Origin of the sequence: Pseudomonas alkylphenolica (assembly GCF_004025535.1) — a bacterium.
Lineage (GTDB): Bacteria > Pseudomonadota > Gammaproteobacteria > Pseudomonadales > Pseudomonadaceae > Aquipseudomonas > Aquipseudomonas alkylphenolica_A.
This window is the reverse complement of record NZ_QJRG01000034.1, coordinates 468,018-486,059: the sequence shown is the minus strand read 5'-3', so window position 1 is coordinate 486,059 and position 18,042 is coordinate 468,018. Positions and strand designations below refer to the sequence as shown.

Genomic DNA, 18,042 nt, shown 5'->3' with positions numbered 1-18,042 from the left:
GGGGGGCGAGTTTATGGGCAATGTCGGCACGCTACGGCTAGGAAAATTCTGAATAGCCTTGCGATTTTGCCCCTGTCGGCTAAAGGGCATGGGTAAAACAATTCAGGCTTTGTCGGGAATCCCGTATTTGCGTAGTCGCTGGGCAATGGCGGTGTGCGAGGTCTGCAATCTCCCCGCCAGCTGCCGGGTGGAGGGGTAGCTGGCATACAGGCGCTGCAGCAGTTCGCGCTCGAAATCGCCCACAGCCTGCTCCAGGCTGGCCACCTCACCCTCCTGGCCGCGCGCTACCGAGGTCCCGGCGATGTCCAGGTCGTCGATGTCCACCAGGTTGCTTTCACAGATGGCCGCAGCGCGGAATATCACGTTCTGCAGCTGGCGCACATTGCCCGGCCAGGGGTTGGCCAGCAGCGCCGAGTGGGTGGCCGGTGCCAGGCGGCAGACCGGGCGCTGGATCTGCGTGCAGGCTTGCTGCATGAAATAGTGCGCGAGCATGAGGATGTCCTGGCCACGGTCACGCAGTGGCGGTACCTGCAGGTTGAGCACATTGAGGCGATAGAACAGGTCTTCACGGAAGGTACCTTCGGCGACCATGCGCTCCAGGTCGCGGTGGGTGGCGCTGATGATGCGCACATCGACCTTCACCTCACGGTCGCCGCCCACGCGGCGGAAACTGCCGTCACTGAGAAAGCGCAGCAGTTTGGCCTGCAGGTAAGGTGACATCTCGCCAATCTCGTCGAGAAACACCGTGCCCTGGTTGGCCATTTCCATCAGCCCGGGTTTGCCACCGCGCTGTGCGCCGGTGAACGCGCCGGGTGAGTAGCCGAACAGTTCGCTCTCGGCCAGGCTCTCGGGCAGCGCCGCACAGTTGAGGGCGAGGAAAGGTGCTGAGTGGCGGCTGCTGGTGGCATGACAGGCGCGGGCCACCAACTCTTTGCCGGTGCCTGTCTCGCCATGCACCAGCAGCGGTGCGTCGAGAGCCGCCACGCGCAGGGCACGGGCCTTGAGGGTGCGGATCGCCGGGGACTCGCCGAGCAGGGCATCGAAGCCTTCGGCATGTTCGTGGTGCAGGGCCGACAGGCGCTCGCCCATGCGGTTGGGCGGGTAGAGGGTCAACAGGCCGCCAGCATTGGTGATCGGGGTGGCATCGAGCAGCAGGCTCTGGCCATTGAGTTGCATTTCGCGCATCGGCAGGTGGAAGTTGTTGTCCAGCAAGGCCTGCAGCAGGGCGGGATCACCGAACAGCTCGCCTACCGAACGACCGGCCGACTCACGGCCGCACAGGGCGATCAGCGCGGGGTTGGCCAGCAACACCTGGCCGGCACTGTCCACGGCTAGCACCGGGTCGCTCATGGCAGCCAGCAGGGCATCGAGTTGCAGGTGACGGCGCTGGCCGGGGAGGATGTCGACCACGTCGACCGATTGCACACCACGCACTTCGAACAGCGCGTCGTGCAGCTCTTCGAGCACGGCAGGGCTGAGGGTCGGCGCATCGATGTAGACGTTCGGCGGGACCATCTCCACCGCATCCAGGTTGAGGTTGCGGGCACCGAGCAGGGCCAGTACTTCCTGGGTGATACCGACGCGGTCGATGAAGCTGACGTGGATGCGCATGGGGCGGGGCAGGGTTCACGGCTGGCGAAGTGGGCAAGTATGCCTTGCGGCTGCGCTATGGTCGAATTGTGAGACAAGCCCGCTCTGCGGGCGAACGTGCAGGTACGGACTTGTCCGGGAATAGGGGCAAGGCTATTCGAAGTGTTCTGGCTTGATCGGATCGCCCGATTTCATGTTCAGCTGTGTGCGGACATCTTCGAACATCAGGTCGTAGTGCTTGTGTACGGAACCGATGTTGCTCAGGTGCTTGGGAATACCGTATTTCTCGGCGATTTTCGTGACGTTGCTGGCGAAGTTATAGGCTTCCTCCTTGGGCAGGAAAAACGTCTCCTTCATGTCTTTGCCTTGAATCGAGCCATGCATCGTGAACTGCATGCCTTTGCCTTTGCTCGGATCCGTGAAGACTTCGTAGTTGAGGGTGATGTCGTAACTGACGTCGTCCTTGGTCAGCGCATGGCGCTCAATGTGCAATTCACCGGGTTTGAATGTGGCCATGGCAGGCTCCTCTGGAGGGTTGAAACGGGCGGACCCATGGTCCGCCCAACTGCATCAACGGTAGCTTATTCCAGGCTTGGCCGTAGTCACACGGGTGCCTTTGGTGCCCTGGACGATGCCCTCGATGTCGGCCAGCGAGCCGATGACCGCGACCTTGCCGGTTTGACGGGCAAATTCGCAGGCAGCCTGCACTTTCGGTCCCATGGAGCCAGCGGCAAAGCCAAGACGCTCCAGTTCATCCGGGTGCGCTTCGGCTACGGCTTTCTGGGTTGGCTTGCCCCAGTCGATGTACGCGCCGTCGACGTCAGTGGCAATGACCAGCAGGTCGGCATCCAGCTGTTGCGCCAGCAACGACGAGCACAGATCTTTGTCGATGACCGCTTCGACGCCGCTGAGCACCTTGCCGCTGTCGTCGTAGATGGTCGGGATGCCACCGCCACCCGCACAGATCACAACGGTCTTTTTCTCCAGCAACCATTTGATCGGACGGATTTCGAAAATACGCTTTGGTCGAGGGCTGGCCACCACACGGCGGAATTTGTCGCCGTCCGGGGCAATGGCCCAGCCTTTTTCCGCGGCCAGGCGCTTGGCGTCTGCTTCGGAGTAGACCGGCCCGATCGGTTTGGTCGGCTTCTGGAACGCCGGGTCCTTGGCATCCACTTCAACCTGGGTCAGCAGGGTGGCAAACGGCACTTCAAAGGCCAGCAGGTTGCCCAGCTCTTGCTCGATGATGTAGCCGATCATGCCTTCGGTTTCAGCTCCGAGGACGTCCAGTGGGTAGGCTTCATCCGGCTTGTAGGATTGCGCCTGCAGCGACAGCAAGCCGACCTGAGGGCCGTTGCCGTGCGCGATGACCAGTTCATTGCCCGGGTGGATCTTGGCGATCTGTTCGGTGGCGATACGGATATTGGCGCGCTGATTCTCTGCAGTCATCGGCTCGCCGCGACGCAGCAGGGCGTTACCGCCCAATGCAACAACGATACGCATGGTGAAGTGTCCTTTAGCGAAGCGAATAGGGGCGATGCCCCCGGGAACTGCCCGAATCTTGTGGGAGCGGGTTCACCCGCGAAGGCGTCCGTCGCCGCACTGGCGATGCCTGCTCTGACGCATTCGCGGGTGAACCCGCTCCCACAGTGGAACAGGCGTTCCACCGGGGGGTAGTCGATGGTTACAGGTCAGCCAGGGTCGAAACCAGGATCGCCTTGATGGTGTGCATGCGGTTTTCCGCTTGCTCGAAGGCGATGCAGGCTGGCGATTCGAAGACATCGTCGGTGACTTCGATGCCGTTTTTCAGGTGTGGATACTGTTCGGCGATCTGTTTGCCGACTTTGGTGTCGGAGTTGTGGAAGGCCGGCAGGCAGTGCATGAACTTGGTGCGTGGGTTGCCGGTGGCTTTCATCAGCTCGGCGTTGACCTGGTATGGCAGCAATTGCTGGATACGTTCGGCCCAGGCTTCAACCGGCTCGCCCATCGATACCCAGACGTCGGTGTGGATGAAGTCGACGCCCTTGACCGCTGCTTTCGGGTCTTCGGTCAGGGTGATGCGGGCGCCGCTTTCTTCTGCGTATTTCTTGCAGCGGGCCACCAGATCGTCATGTGGCCACAGGGCTTTAGGGGCGCAGATGCGCACGTCCATGCCGAGCTTGGCGCCGATCAGCAGCAGGGAGTTACCCATGTTGTTGCGGGCGTCGCCCAGGTAGGTGTAGCTGATGTCGTGCAGCGGCTTGTCGCTGTTTTCACGCATGGTCAGCACGTCGGCGATCATCTGGGTCGGGTGGTACTCATCGGTCAGGCCGTTGAACACCGGTACGCCGGCAAACTTGGCCAGCTCTTCGACGATTTCCTGCTTGAAGCCACGGTATTCGATGGCGTCATACATGCGGCCGAGGACCCGTGCGGTGTCCTTCATGCTTTCCTTGTGGCCGATCTGCGAGGAGTTGGGGTCGATGTAGGTGACGTTGGCGCCCTGGTCGTAGGCAGCCACTTCGAAGGCGCAACGGGTGCGGGTCGAGGTTTTCTCGAAGATCAGCGCAATGTTGTTGCCTTTGAGGTGCTGTTGCTCGGTGCCGGTGTACTTGGCACGTTTCAGGTCGCGGGACAGGTCCAGCAGGTAACGCAGCTCGCGGGTGGTGTGGTGTTCCAGGCTGAGCAGGTTACGGTTGTGAATGTTGAACGCCATGGTGATTCTCCTTGAATGCGGTAATCGGCCCGGCCGGCGCCTTATAAGCGCGGCCGGGATGATGGACGTTTAGTAGTCGATAGGGTCGCGAACGATTGGGCAGGTCATGCAGTGACCGCCGCCACGGCCGCGGCCCAGTTCGCCGGCGCTGATGGTGATGACTTCGACACCTGCTTTGCGCAGCAGGGTGTTGGTGTAGGTGTTGCGGTCATAACCGATGACCACACCAGGCTCCACAGCCACCACGTTGTTACCGTCATCCCACTGTTCGCGTTCGGCAGCGAAGCTGTTGCCGCCGGTTTCGACGACGCGCAGTTTTTTCAGGTTGAGGGACTCGGCCACCACGTCGAGGAAGGTTTTGTCCTCACGGCGTACGAACATGCCGTAAGGCTTGCTCTCATCTGGAGTGATGACGAACGGCACGATTTCCTTGACGACTTCAGGGAATACCGTCACCAGGTCGCGGTCGCAGAAGCTGAACACGGTATCCAGGTGCATCGCTGCACGGGATTTTGGCAGGCCGGCAACGACCACTTTCTCCACCGCGCCTTTGGCGAACAGCGACTGGGCCAGTTGGCCGATTGCCTGACGCGAGGTGCGCTCGCCCATGCCGATCAGTACCACGCCGTTGCCGATCGGCATGACGTCGCCGCCTTCCAGGGTCGACTTGCCGTGGTCCTTGTCCGGATCGCCGTACCAGACCTGGAAGTCGGCACCGGTGAACTCAGGGTGGAACTTGTAGATGGCGGTGGTCAGCAGGGTTTCCTGACGTCGCGCTGGCCAGTACATCGGGTTCAGCGTCACGCCACCGTAGATCCAGCAAGTGGTGTCACGGGTGAACTGGGTGTTTGGCAGCGGGTCGAGCAGGAAGCTGGAGTGGCCCAGGTAGTCGCGGTACATCTTGATCACGCTGGCGCCATCGCTTTCCGGCAGGTCTTCACCGGCCACACCGCCGATCAGGAACTCGGCCAGGTGGCGTGGCTCAAGGCCTTCTAGCCAGCTGCGTACTTCGTTTTTCAGGCCCACACCGACGGTGTCATCGGTGAGTTTGCGGTCAAGGATCCATTTGAGCGCTTCGGGAATGGCAACGATATCGGTCAGCAGGTTGTGCATTTCCAGCACTTCGATACCGCGTTCACGCATCTTGGTGACAAAGTCGAAGTGGTCGCGCTTGGCCTGGTTGACCCAGATGACGTCGTCGAACAACAGCTCGTCGCAGTTGCTTGGCGTCAGGCGCTGGTGAGCCAGGCCTGGGGAACAGACCATTACTTTGCGCAGTTTGCCGGCTTCAGAATGTACGCCGTACTTAACTTTTTCCGTGGACATGGTTTCTTTCCTCCAAGTTTCGAATACGGGGGTTACAGAGTCAGGAAGCCGTCGTACAGGCCGTAGGCTGCCACCAGGGCACCTACAACCACGGCGGCGAAAAGCAGTTTCTCCACGTTGGTAAAAATGGGTTGGCCGACCTCGCGCTTGGCCTTGGCGAACAGGATCACGCCAGGGAAGTACAGCAGCGCAGAGAGCAGCAGGTATTTCACGCCGCCGGCATACAGCAGCCAGATGGCGTAGATCAGGGCGATACCGCCGATGATCAGGTCTTTCTTGCGTTCGGCCAGGGCTTGTTCGTAGGTTTCGCTACGCCATGCCAGCAGGAAGGCATAGGCCGCCGACCACAGGTAAGGCACCAGGATCATCGAGGTGGCGAGATAGATCAGCGACAGGTAAGTACTGGCCGAAAACAGGGTGATGACCAGGAAGATCTGCACCATGGCGTTGGTCAGCCACAGGGCGTTGGCCGGTACGTGGTTGGCGTTCTCGCGGCGCAGGAACTCCGGCATGGTGTGGTCTTTGGCAGCGGCGAACATGATCTCGGCGCACAGCAGAACCCACGACAGCAGGGCGCCCAGCAGCGAGATGATCAGACCGACGCTGATCAGCACCGCACCCCAGTGGCCGACCACGTGCTCAAGCACGGCTGCCATCGATGGGTTCTGCAGTTTGGCCAGCTCTGGTTGAGTCATGATGCCCAGCGACAGCACGTTGACCAGCACCAGGAACAGCAGCACGGTGATGAAGCCGATGACAGTGGCCTTACCCACGTCGGAACGTTTTTCGGCCCGCGCCGAGAAGATGCTTGCGCCTTCGATACCGATGAACACCCAGACGGTGACCAGCATCATGTTGCGCACCTGGTTCATCACACTGCCCAGGTCCGGGTTCATGGTGCCCCAGATGTCAGCGGTGAAGATGTCCAGCTTGAACGCGAACAGGGCGATCAGGATGAACAGCGCCAGTGGCACGACCTTGGCTACGGTGGTGACCAGGTTGATGAAGGCCGCCTCCTTGATCCCGCGCAGCACCAGAAAGTGCACGGCCCAGAGCAATATCGACGCGCCGATGATGGCGGCCGGGGTGTTGCCCTCGCCAAAGATCGGGAAGAAGTAGCCCAGGGTACTGAACAGCAGGACGAAGTAACCGACGTTGCCCAGCCAGGCACTGATCCAGTACCCCCAGGCGGATGAGAAACCCATGTAATCGCCGAATCCGGCCTTGGCGTAAGCGTACACCCCACCGTCAAGATCCGGCTTTCGATTGGCCAGCGTCTGGAACACAAAGGCCAGCGTCAGCATGCCGATGGCGGTAATCCCCCAGCCAATCAGCACTGCGCCAACATCGGCACTGGCAGCCATGTTTTGAGGCAGCGAGAAGATACCGCCGCCGATCATAGAGCCGACTACAAGTGCGACTAGCGCACCGAGCCGTAGTTTTCCGGGAGCGTCTGACATCGAATAACTCCATATCAGGAGAAGAGATGACGCTAGAGTAAATCCAGCGACGTATTCATAAGCTGATTCAGGTCAGTTAATAGGGCAATCCATTGCTTCCTTGACTGAAAGAGCTCCCCCGGAGTATGCCGATGGCAATGCTGTAAGCCTCGTGCACAGGCACCTCCATGGTGGTTAGAGCCTTTGCTCTGACAGCCTGCGAGATTTGAAGCTAGCCCGTTTCACAGCTTTAGCAAATTTTTGACGCGATTTTTTCTTATTTGCTTGTGGTGGTGGCCGTAGTGCACAAAACTCACCATCTAGTTTGTTTGTTATAGACGTCATAGTTATGAAGGCTATAGTTCTAAAGACGGAATATTTATAAACGCCTAGACTCAACATATATTTAACTCAGGGTGTGCTCCTGAGGTTACAAACACGAGACAGAAAGGGGATTTTCATGTCCGAACCTGGACAAAAGTTGCGCCTGGGCGCGCTGATCGCACTGGTGGTCGGCTCGATGATTGGCGGTGGAATCTTCTCGTTGCCGCAGAACATGGCCGCCCGCGCCGATGTCGGTGCGGTGCTGATCGGTTGGGGGATCACGGCGGTGGGCATGCTGGCGCTGGCCTTCGTGTTCCAGACCCTGGCCAACCGCAAACCGGAGCTTGATTCGGGGGTGTATGCCTACGCCAAGGCCGGATTCGGCGACTACATGGGGTTCTCCTCGGCGTGGGGCTACTGGATCAGCGCGTGGCTGGGCAACGTCGGCTACTTCGTCCTGTTGTTCAGCACCCTGGGTTTTTACTTTCCGGTGTTCGGCGAGGGCAACACACCGATCGCCATCGCCTGCGCGTCGCTGCTACTGTGGTCGGTGCATTTTCTGGTGCTGCGCGGGATCAAGGAGGCGGCGTTCATCAACCAGGTGACGACCGTGGCCAAGATCGTGCCGTTGATCATGTTCATCGTCATTGCCGCGGTGGCGTTTCGGGCCGACATCTTCACCCGCGACATCTGGGGGCTGGGCAACCCAAAATTTGGCAGCGTGCTCGATCAGGTGCGCAACATGATGCTGGTGACCGTGTTCGTGTTCATCGGTATCGAGGGTGCCAGTGTGTATTCGGGCCGGGCGCAGAATCGCTCGGACGTCGGCAAGGCCACCGTGATCGGTTTCATTGGCGTGCTGGCTTTGCTGGTGATGGTCAACGTGCTGTCGCTGGGGGTGATGACCCAGCCGGAACTGGCGGCGCTGCAGAACCCGTCGCTGGCCTCGGTGCTGGAGCACATCGTCGGGCCCTGGGGGGCGTTGCTGATCAGCATCGGCCTGGCGATCTCGTTGCTGGGTGCGTTGTTGTCCTGGGCGTTGCTGTGTGCCGAGATCCTCTACGCGACGGCACGAGACCAGACCATGCCGCGCTTTCTCGCCAAGGAAAATGTCAATCACGTGCCGGCCAATGCCCTGTGGCTGACCAATGTGATGATCCAGCTGTTTTTGCTGATCACACTGTTTTCGTCCGGCACCTACACCAGCCTGATCTATCTGGCGTCATCGATGATCCTGGTGCCTTACCTGTGGTCGGCGGCTTACGCCTTGTTGCTGGCGGCGCGCGGCGAGACCTACCAGGGCCATTCAGCCCGGCGGCGCAAAGACTTGCTGATCGCCGGGATTGCCTTGGTTTATGCCATCTGGCTGCTGTATGCCGGCGGCCTGAAGTATCTGTTGCTGTCGGCGTTGCTGTATGCGCCGGGAGTGATCCTGTTTGCCCGGGCCAAGCATGAGCAGGGGCAGAGCCTGTTCACGCATTGGGAGAAGGTGATCTTCGCCGCCGTGGTGGTCGGGGCGGCGGTGGCAGCGTACAGCCTGTATGCAGGGCTACTGACTCTCTGAAGCCATACCTGCAGGAGCTGGCTTGCCAGCGATCGAGCGTACCGCCATCGCCAGCAAGCCGGCTCCTGCATTGGAGCAATCAGACCCTGAACTGATCCATCAGCGCCATTTGCTCGGACGACAAAGTATTGAGCTGGCGACTGACCTGGGCCGACTCCGCCGCCTGGCCGGTCAGCGTTTCGGTCACGCCACGAATCGCCGAGACGTTGCGGTTGACCTCCTCGGCCACCGCACTTTGTTGTTCGGCGGCGCTGGCGATCTGCAGGTTCATGTCACTGATGACCGTGACAGCCTCGCTGATCCGGTCCAGGGCCTGCACGGCCTGGTGGATCTGCCCGGCGTTCTCTTGGGCCTTGCCGTGGCTCGAATGCATGGTCGCCACCACCTCGCGGGTGTTGCTCTGGATGCGCTCGATAACCTGGCGAATTTCTTCGACCGAGTCCTGGGTGCGGCGCGCCAGGTTGCGTACTTCATCGGCCACCACGGCAAAGCCGCGGCCGCTTTCACCGGCGCGAGCGGCTTCGATGGCCGCATTGAGGGCCAGCAGGTTGGTCTGTTCGGCGATACTGCGGATTACTTCCAGCACCGAGCCGATCTGCTCGCTGTTCTGCGCCAGTGTTTCCACCTCGGTCACGGCCTTGCTGACTTCGTCGGCGAGCAGGGTGATGTCGCGGGTGCTGCGCTCAATGATCGCCATACCATCCTTGGCCGAACGGTCGGCGCCCCGTGCGGCGTCGGCGGCGCTGGCGGCACTGTTGGCAACGTCATGGGCGGTGGCGCTCATTTCGTTGGAGGCGGTGGCCACCTGGTCGATTTCGCGGAACTGCACCTGCATCCCTTCACTGGTGCGCTGGGCAATGGCCGAAGACTGATCGGCCGTGGCACGCGCCTGGGTGATGCTCTGCTTGATCTGGGCGATGGTCGGTTGCAGCTTTTAGAGAAAGCGGTTGAATCCAGAGGTCAGCCGGCCCAGTTCGTCCTTGCGGGCATAGTGCAGGCGTTGGGTGAGATCGCCGTCACCGCTGGCAATGTCTTCGAGCATGTCGGCAACAGTGTTCAACGGGCGGGTTACGCCGGTTGCGGTCAGCCACATCAACAGCAGGCCACCAAGGCCGGCCAGGGTGGCAAACAGCACCACCTTGAGGGTGCCGCTGGTGCGGGCCTGCTCGAGGGTGCTTTGCAGGCTGATGGCATCGGCCAGCAATACCTGCTTGGGCAGGTCGATGAGGATGCCCCAGGCTTTGCTGTCGGCGATGGGCTGCACCGGATAGACGGCGCGAACGGTCTCGCCCTGTTCCAGTACCAACGGCTGGTTGCCGGCAAGTTTTTGCACCGCCTGCTGGCCCTCCTGGCCCAGGGTCTGGCCGACGTTTTTGCCAACCTTTGCCGCATCGTCACTGTTGGCTGCCAGCAGCCCGCTGGGGGAGACGATCATCAGGTGTCCGGCGCCGTCAAACAGTTCCTGTTGGGCTTTGCTGGCGGCGAACTGCAGGGCGTCGAGGGAGATGTCCACGCCCGCCACCGCGATCACCTTGCCGTTGTGCATCAGCGGTACGGTGATGCTGGTCATCAGCATCTGCTTGCCGCCGACGGTGTCGGCGTAGGGTTCGAGCAGGCAGGGGCGGGTGCTGTTCAGTGAACAGGTGTACCAGACGTTGTAGGGGGTGCCGCTCAGGTTGATATCGGTCTTGTTCAGGTCGGTATCGCTGATCACGGTGTTCAAGGCTTCGCCTTGCGCCCGGCTCCAGTAGCTGGCAAAGCGGCCGCTTTCGTTGCTCAGGCGTTTGGCGTCGTTGGCAAACTCGGCATCGCCGCCGTCCAGCGCGTTGGGTTCGAAGGCCAGCCAGACACCGAGCGCCTGCGGATTGCGTTTGAAGGTGGTGGCCAGGCTCTGGTTGATCGCTTCACGCAGGTCGCCGCCGTTCAGGGCGTGGAGGCGGGCCAGTTGCTGGAGATCGCTGACCTGGTCGGCAAGGGCGGTGATCAGGGTCTGGTTTTCATTGAACCTGCGCCGCAGCAGTTCGGCTTTTTCGCCTGCGCGCGCCTGCAAAAGGGCCTGAACGTTGCGGGTAAGCATCGCGGTACTGGCGGTGCCCACCTGTTCGTCGCTCTGTTGTGATTGATAAAGGTTGATACCGACCACCAGGGCAACCACGCCAAGCAGGCAAAGGCCGGAGAGCAGAACGATTTTCAGGCGAATGGAAAGCGTGTCGAACATGAGGGACGTACTCGCTAAAGGACTGGCCAGCAGGGGAACGAACCACAAAGGGTTCGAGGCGCTACGTCCATTTAGCGATAAAAGGCCATCGGCCTTATCGCGTTAACCCTGAGTGCCGGCCGATGAACGGTCGTCGAGGTTCGAGGGCGTGGTTTCCGGCCGGGACCAGATCCACAGATTGCCCAGGGTCATGCCGCCGATGGCGAGGAACACCGGCCAGCGATGTTCGAGGAACACCAGCATCAGGCTGGCGCACAGCACCATGCTGATGGTGGCGCTGACTTTGGCGCGCCGCTCGATGACCTTGCCATTGCGCCAGTTGTGCAGGATCGGGCCGAACAGTCGATGGTTCTCCAGCCAGGCGCTCAGGCGCGGCGAGCTGCGGGTCGCGGCCCAGGCAGCGAGGAGAATGAATTCGGTGGTGGGCAGGCCGGGAATGACGATCGCAATCAAGCCGATACCCAGGCTGACATAGGCCAGCAGGCCAAAGAGCACGCGCGAAAGTCGGGAGGGGGGTGGGCGGGTCATGAGCTTTTCGGATGGCACGGGGAGAGCCCGGTTACCAAAAGGGTAACCGGGTAGGGCGCATCAGGCCAGTTCGGCTTTAGGCGCAGTCGCATAGGCATGCTTGAGCAGTTCGGTAAAGCGCTCGAAGGCGGCGACGGCGCCTTGTTCGGCCTTGGCTTCTTCTTCGGGGCTCAGTTCCAGGCCGTCGAGGATGCGGGTGAACTGCTTCCAGCCCTCGGCGCGGCCACCGGCCGGTTCGCCCAGGTGACGGGCACCGAAGCTGTCGGAAAGACCCAGACCAACGGCGCGCTTGATCAGGAAGGCAGCACCGAGCTTGGAACCTTCGGAGACGAAGATCCAGCCCATGGCTTCACCCAGGCTCGGCTGCTGCACGGCGCCAGGGAAGCCGGCCGGGATCTCGGTGTTCAGGTCCGCCAGGTCGAGGCCGGCCTGTTCGGCGCGGCAGCGTTCGGCCAGGTCCGGAACGATGGCGATCAGCGCCGGATCGGTGTACAGCGCCTTGAGTTCGTTCTGGAACAGGTACTGGGCAACCACAAAACGGGCGAAGCTTTCACGGGTTTCAAACGGTGCGTGGGATTTGACCAGGGCATCGAGTTCGGTATGCGGGGCGTGGGTCAGCTGGTTCAGGCGTTGCGAACGCAGGCTGGCGCGTTCGGTGGTGGTGGCGGTCATGGTGATTCCTTGCGAAATGGGCGTGCCTAGTGACTAGACGAACAAGATGACGCGCGACAGTAAAAAAACCTCACTGTGCGGGAAACGGAGTGAGCGGTTATCGCCGGCAAGCCGGCGATAACGCTCTGCACAACCGATCAGATATCCCAGACCAGGTTGATCGCGAAGTTGCGGCCAGGCATGGTCAGGCGGTCGAGGTTGGCGGGGGCGGTGACGGCGGCTTCGCCGAGGCCGTCGTAGCCGCGCACGTCATCCCATTGCCAGTATTTTTTGTCGGTCAGGTTGTACAGGCCGGCGTTGACCGTGATGTCGTCGGTGACCTTGTAGAAACCGGCCAGGTCGAGCACGCCATAGCCCGGCGTGCGGAACTGCTTGCTGGTGCCATCGGGGGCGAAGAAGGTGGTGTCGTCGACACGGTCCTTGCGCTTGACCAGCGTCCAGCTCAGCAGTGCGCCGTATTGTTCCTGCTCGTAGCCCAGGCCCATCACCGCCGTCAGTGGGTTGACACTGTTGAGCGGCTGGCCGGTGTCGTCGTTGCGGCCACGGGCATAGGCGATCGAGCCCTGGGTGTACAGGCCGTGCGCGGCACCAAAGTGATCCAGGTTCAGGCGGCCCTTGAACTCGGCACCTTTGATGGTGGCGTGCTTGATGTTGTTGGCTTCGAAGGTCTGGCCGAGGTTGCTGCCCTGTACGGCGTCTTCGTTGATGAAGTCGCGGTACTTGTTGTAAAACACCGCCACATCGAAGTTGCCGGCGTCAAAGTTGCCGCGCAGACCGGTCTCGTAGCTTTTGCTCTTCTCGGGTTCCAGGTCGGAATTGCCGCGCACGCTGTAGCCCAGGCCAGGGTTCTCGAAGCGCCCGTAGAGGGATTTTGCCGTAGGGGTACGGAAGCCTTCAGCATATTGGCCGTACCAGGTGTAATTGTTGTTGAAGGCATACGTCACACCGAGTTTTGGCGATACACGATGCCAGGTCTTCTCGTCATCATCGATCGAGTCGGTGCTCGAAGCGCCGATGCCGCGCAGGAATTCGTCGGTGATGTGCGGCTTGAGCTGGGTGTAGTCGTAGCGCAGGCCGGGCAGGAAGGTCCATTGGTTCCAGCGGATCTCGTCCTGGGCAAACAGGCTGTAGGTGTTGACGGTCGGGTCCGGGAAATCGCTGACCAGCACCTGGGCATCACTGACCTGGCCAATGGCGCGGCAGCTGCCACCTACGTTCAGGCAGGTGCCGGTGCCACTGCGCGAACCGGTGACTTTCTGGTGCTTGAGGGTAGTGCCGTAGGTCAGCAGATGCTCGGTATTGCCCACGCTGAAGGCCTTGTCCAGTTGCGCGTCAAACAGCCACTGACGGTCTTTGTAGGTGGTCTGGCGATCGCGCAATACCTGGCGGCCGGAGGCGAAATACAGTTCTTCGGTGCGCTGGTCGGTCTTGCCGATCTGGTAGTTCAGGCTCCATTTGACGTTGTCGGCCAGCACGCTGCCCAGGGCAAATTCGTGATTGATGCCGAAGCGCTCGCGGGTCACGGTGTCTTCACCAGTACGGGCGCGGTAGGAGTTCATCGCCCCGAAACCCGGGATGAACGGGCCGCCCACGGCACTTTTCTGATCCAGGTCGCGGTCGTCCTTGTAGTGCTCATAGGTCAGCGCCAGACGCGAGTCGTCGGCATAGTTCCAGCCGGCCTTGGCCAGGATGTTGGTGGTGCGAACGTCTTCCGGGTTGGCTTCGGTGCGGTTGAGGCCGGTACCGCCGTGTTCACCGTAGGACTCGGTCTCGTGGCCATTGCGCTGGCTCAGGTGCAGCAGGCCGTCGAAGTCGCCTTGACGCCCGGCAACGGTGGCCGAGTTCAGCCAGCTTTCATCCGCCGAGCTGTAGCCGGTTTTAAGACGTGCACCGACGTCCTCGCCCGGCTTGATGATGTCGTCGGGGTCGAGGGTGAAGTAGCTGACGGCACCGCCGATGGCGTTGCTGCCGTACAGCACGGAGGCTGGCCCACGAAGGATCTCCACACGTTTGACGATTTCAGGGTCGACATAGTTGCGCTGCGTCTGCGCGTAGGGGCCAAAGAAAAAGCTGTCGGGGATCGACACGCCGTCGATCTGGGTCAGTACCCGCTCACCGTCGATACCGCGGATGTTGTAGCCATTCAGGCCGCTGCGCTGGCCGGTACCGCTGACCGATACGCCGGGCTCGTAACGCACCAGATCCTTGATGTTGTTGACGTTCTGGCGGTCGAGCTGTTCGCGGGTCTGCACGCTGACGGTGCTCGGTACCTGGCTGACATCCTGGGCGCTGCGGGTGGCGCTGACGGTGATCTGTTGCAAGGCGATGGCGTTGGAGCTGCTGCGCTCGATCACCACGTTGCCGCTGCCGAGGGTACGGTAGCTCAGCCCGGTGCCGCTGAGCAGGCGTTGCAACGCGGCTTCAGGTTTCAGCGAACCCTGTACGCCTGGGGAGGCCACGCCTTCGGCGATCTCCGCGGAGAAACCGACCTGCCAGCCGGTCACCGTGGTAAAGGCGTTCAGCGCCGAGACTAGAGGCTGCTGTTTGATGGCAAAACGGTAATCACCCATGCGCGGCGCACTGGCCTGCGCGGGTTCAGCCGCCAGCGCCGGCAGGCTGCAGGCGCCGCTGGCGAGCAGGGTCAGGGTCAACAGGGAGAGCGTGCAACGCTGCAGGCCGGGTTTACGTGAAGTGTCTGAAGACCGACGAGTGAAACCAGTAGACATCGATAGCGCTCCCTGTCGCGCAGTTATAGGTATGACCGATTCAAAAATAAGAATCAGTTGCATTGGCTATAACGAGACGTATCGCCTCAAGGGATCGCGTAAAAAAACTTTCCAGTCAGTTAATAATCACCACGGCAGGGAACTCGTGGAGCTGCGCCGAGGTGATGTGCGCCAGGGCACGCAAGGTTTCCAGCGGTTGGTCCAGGCGGTAGTTGCCGGTCACCGCGACCTGCTCCAGGCGTTCGTTGCGGGAAATGATCAGGCCTGGGTAGTAACGACGCAGCTCGGCCAGTACCTGGTTCAGCGGGCAGTTCTCGAACACTAGCCGACCCTGAACCCAGGCCAGGTCCTTCTCTGCGTCAACGCGCTCGCGCTGGCCGAAACCGTTGGGGCCGACGCGAATGCTGTCGCCGCTGGACAGGCGAATGCGCTGGTCACTGCTGGCCAGCAGGTCGACATCGCCACGCTGGACGCGCACCTGGGCTTCGCCATCGAGGTAACGCACGGCGAAGTCGCTGTCGCGGACACTGGCGCGCAACGGGCCTGCCTGCAGTTCCAGTGGCTGGTTCAGTCCGGCGGGCACCTCGAAGAATGCCTCGCCCTGGTACAGGCGGGCGACTCGCTGGCGGGCATCGATGTCGCTGGAGAATGCCGAGTTGGTGTTCAGCAGGACCCTGGAGCCATCCTCCAGTTGCAGGCGCTGGCGCTCGCCGACCACGGTCAGGTGATCGGCCTGCAGGCGGACAGGCAGGTTACCGACGGTGAACACGCCGATCAGCAGCACCGCAGCAGCGCTGAGCGGCTTCCAGTGCGGGCGCAGGCGTGCCAGGCGCGATGGCCGTTGGGTCTGGGCAATCTGGCTGGCAGCCTGGCGCAGGGTATCACCTTGCCAGAGGGCTTCGGCTTCGACATAAGCCTGGGCATTGGCGGCATCGGCTTCCAGCCAGGCCTCGAAGGCCCGGGTGTCTTCGGCGGTGGCGCACTGCAGGCGGATCAGCCAGTCCAGCGCCTGGTCCATGGCGCTGTCGCTAGCGGCCACATGGGGCGGCGAAGGGCGATCAGGGGCGCTATCGGTCACGGCAAATCCTGCGGGGGGCTTGTAATTCTAATTATGATCAAGCGTAACGGCGTGCGTGGCAAGCCGGGGTCAATCGCGATTCAGACGGTTGGCGACGCCGACGCAGATGGCCATGATCAGTTTCAGTTCTTTCTGAACCGTGCTCGACGAGACATTCAACTGCTCTGCAATTTCCAGGTAGCTGGCGCCATGCAGGCGGCTGAGGATGAAGATCCGTTGCTGGCGTGGCGTCAATTGGCCCAGGCTGACACTCAGGCGCTTGAGCAATTGTTCGGCATGGGCGGCGTCTTCGGCGCTGCTGCTGGGCGCGGCGACGTTGTGCAGTACTTGCTCGGGGACATCGTCCACCAGGTTGCGCGCTTGCGTGCGGCGGGCACGCAAATGGTCAAGCGCCAGGTTGCGGGCGGTCTGGAAAACAAAAGGCTCCAGGTGCTCGATCGGGCGTTCGCCCAAGGCCCGCGTGACGCGCAGGTAGGTCTCCTGCAGCAGGTCTTCGGCGGTGCTGGGGTTATCGACCATGCGCTGCAAGGTTCGCAGCAAACTGACCCGCTGGGCGAGAAATACAGTGTTGAACTGAGACTGGCTCACAGCAATACTCGACCAATACGAAGCGAATGATAATGCTTATCATCAACGTATTGGTCAAGTCCTACTTTTTTTGAGGCGGATGCCTACACGGCGTTACACAGCGCCAGGCAGTTGTCCAGCATGCGGTTGGAGAAGCCCCATTCGTTGTCATACCAGGCCATGACCTTGAGCATCCGACCACTGACTCGGGTGTGGTTGGCGTCGAAGATCGACGACAGCGGGTTGTGGTTAAAGTCGCAGGACACCAGCGGCAAGCTGTTGTACCCCAGCACTTTGGAGTGGCGGCTGGCCTCCTTGAACAGGTTGTTGACCTCCTCGGCGCTGGTGTCGCGTTTGAGGTTGACCGTCAGGTCGACCAGCGACACGTTGATCACCGGCACCCGAACGGCCATGCCGGTGAGTTTGCCGGCCAGCTCCGGCAGCACCAGGCCGACCGCTTCGGCCGCACCGGTCTTGCTCGGGATCATTGACTGGGTTGCCGAGCGCGCACGGTACGGGTCGCTGTGAAACACATCGGTCAGGCTCTGGTCGTTGGTGTAGGCATGGATGGTGGTCATCAGGCCCTGTTCGATGCCCAGTTCGCGTTGCAGCACCTGCGCCACAGGCGCCAGGCAGTTGGTGGTGCACGAGGCACTGGAAATGATCTGGTGAGAAGGGCGCAAAATGTCGTGGTTGACCCCGTAGACGATGGTCGCGTCAGCCCCTTTGGCTGGTGCCGAGATGATGACTTTGCCGGCACCGGCAGTAAGATGGGCGGCGGCCTTGGCCCGGTCGGTAAACAAACCGGTACATTCGAACACCACATCGATGGCTTCGGCTTTCCACGGTAGTTCTGCCGGGTTGCGAATGGCACTGACCGCAATACGGTCGCCATTGACCGTCAAACTTTCATGATCGGACTCGACGCTGGCAGCGAAGATGCCATGGACACTGTCGTACTTGAGCAGGTGAGCGTTGATCGCACTGTCGCCCAGGTCATTGATCGCGACGACCTGCAGGTCCTGACGGTAGCCTTGGGTATAGAGTGCGCGAAGGACGTTGCGGCCAATGCGGCCAAAGCCATTGATTGCAATACGAAGGGTCATGGAGCTACCTCTGGCAGACCGGGTGAAGCCCGTGGCAAATGAGGAACTGCTTCACTGAATCTGATTTTGTTGTTGGAATTACAAGATTATTCGTAAAAAAATAGAAAACAAGCGTTTTTACTGGCAGTATTTTATTCAATCTACAACGAGCGATCGGCCAAGCCGTCCCTCCCGCAACCGTTGCCCCTGCCTTTGAGCCTAGGTGGCGA

The 18,042-nt window shown here is 61.1% G+C and carries 15 protein-coding genes; 1 reads left to right on the top strand and 14 read right to left on the bottom strand.

The window, feature by feature from the left end; all coding sequences use genetic code 11:
• Nucleotides 1-102 precede the first annotated feature (102 nt).
• The 6 genes from DM813_RS06300 to arcD (DM813_RS06275) form a co-directional block, all read right to left on the bottom strand.
• Nucleotides 103-1,611, bottom strand: coding sequence for a sigma-54-dependent transcriptional regulator (locus tag DM813_RS06300; protein ID WP_128322554.1), 1,509 nt, complete (start codon nucleotides 1,609-1,611; stop codon nucleotides 103-105).
• Nucleotides 1,612-1,743: 132 nt separating this feature from the next.
• Entirely contained in the window at nucleotides 1,744-2,106 is a 363-nt protein-coding gene (locus DM813_RS06295; RefSeq protein ID WP_128322553.1) for a DUF5064 family protein, read from the bottom strand.
• Nucleotides 2,107-2,160: 54 nt separating this feature from the next.
• Nucleotides 2,161-3,093, bottom strand: coding sequence for a carbamate kinase (arcC, locus tag DM813_RS06290; protein ID WP_128322552.1), 933 nt, complete (start codon nucleotides 3,091-3,093; stop codon nucleotides 2,161-2,163).
• 181 nt (nucleotides 3,094-3,274) lie between these two features.
• Complete coding sequence (locus DM813_RS06285; protein WP_128322551.1) at nucleotides 3,275-4,285, bottom strand: ornithine carbamoyltransferase; 1,011 nt, start codon at nucleotides 4,283-4,285, stop codon at nucleotides 3,275-3,277.
• 69 nt (nucleotides 4,286-4,354) lie between these two features.
• Nucleotides 4,355-5,611 (bottom strand): arginine deiminase, encoded by a 1,257-nt coding sequence (arcA, locus tag DM813_RS06280; protein WP_128322550.1) that lies wholly within the window; start codon nucleotides 5,609-5,611, stop codon nucleotides 4,355-4,357.
• 32 nt (nucleotides 5,612-5,643) lie between these two features.
• A complete protein-coding gene (gene arcD / locus DM813_RS06275) occupies nucleotides 5,644-7,071 on the bottom strand; it encodes an arginine-ornithine antiporter (RefSeq protein ID WP_128322549.1) in 1,428 nt (475 codons plus the stop codon).
• A gap of 439 nt (nucleotides 7,072-7,510) precedes the next feature.
• On the opposite strand from arcD (DM813_RS06275), the gene arcD (DM813_RS06270) reads away from it, so the two are divergent.
• Nucleotides 7,511-8,938 (top strand): arginine-ornithine antiporter, encoded by a 1,428-nt coding sequence (gene arcD / locus DM813_RS06270; RefSeq protein WP_128322548.1) that lies wholly within the window; start codon nucleotides 7,511-7,513, stop codon nucleotides 8,936-8,938.
• A 79-nt stretch (nucleotides 8,939-9,017) separates the two neighbouring features.
• On the opposite strand, the gene DM813_RS28935 is transcribed toward arcD (DM813_RS06270), so the two are convergent.
• From DM813_RS28935 to gap, 8 genes are all read right to left on the bottom strand, one after another.
• Nucleotides 9,018-9,635, bottom strand: a complete 618-nt coding sequence (locus DM813_RS28935) for a methyl-accepting chemotaxis protein (protein WP_431311931.1) — start codon at nucleotides 9,633-9,635, stop codon at nucleotides 9,018-9,020.
• Nucleotides 9,636-9,872: 237 nt separating this feature from the next.
• Nucleotides 9,873-11,156, bottom strand: a complete 1,284-nt coding sequence (locus DM813_RS28930; RefSeq protein ID WP_431311916.1) for a HAMP domain-containing protein — start codon at nucleotides 11,154-11,156, stop codon at nucleotides 9,873-9,875.
• A 102-nt stretch (nucleotides 11,157-11,258) separates the two neighbouring features.
• Nucleotides 11,259-11,684 carry a YbaN family protein gene (locus DM813_RS06260; protein ID WP_128322547.1) on the bottom strand — a complete coding sequence of 142 codons (426 nt, stop codon included), beginning with the start codon at nucleotides 11,682-11,684 and terminating at the stop codon, nucleotides 11,259-11,261.
• Between the two features lie 60 nt (nucleotides 11,685-11,744).
• A complete protein-coding gene (locus tag DM813_RS06255) occupies nucleotides 11,745-12,356 on the bottom strand; it encodes a biliverdin-producing heme oxygenase (RefSeq protein ID WP_128322546.1) in 612 nt (203 codons plus the stop codon).
• A gap of 137 nt (nucleotides 12,357-12,493) precedes the next feature.
• The gene (locus DM813_RS06250; RefSeq protein ID WP_128322545.1) at nucleotides 12,494-15,082 is read right to left on the bottom strand and encodes a TonB-dependent receptor; all 2,589 of its coding nucleotides are present in this window, start codon (nucleotides 15,080-15,082) and stop codon (nucleotides 12,494-12,496) included.
• 115 nt (nucleotides 15,083-15,197) lie between these two features.
• Nucleotides 15,198-16,160 carry a FecR family protein gene (locus DM813_RS06245; protein WP_241653139.1) on the bottom strand — a complete coding sequence of 321 codons (963 nt, stop codon included), beginning with the start codon at nucleotides 16,158-16,160 and terminating at the stop codon, nucleotides 15,198-15,200.
• A 69-nt stretch (nucleotides 16,161-16,229) separates the two neighbouring features.
• The gene (locus DM813_RS06240; RefSeq protein ID WP_128322544.1) at nucleotides 16,230-16,748 is read right to left on the bottom strand and encodes an RNA polymerase sigma factor; all 519 of its coding nucleotides are present in this window, start codon (nucleotides 16,746-16,748) and stop codon (nucleotides 16,230-16,232) included.
• Nucleotides 16,749-16,831: 83 nt separating this feature from the next.
• Complete coding sequence (gene gap, locus DM813_RS06235) at nucleotides 16,832-17,833, bottom strand: type I glyceraldehyde-3-phosphate dehydrogenase (RefSeq protein ID WP_128322543.1); 1,002 nt, start codon at nucleotides 17,831-17,833, stop codon at nucleotides 16,832-16,834.
• Between the last annotated feature and the right edge of the window lie 209 nt (nucleotides 17,834-18,042).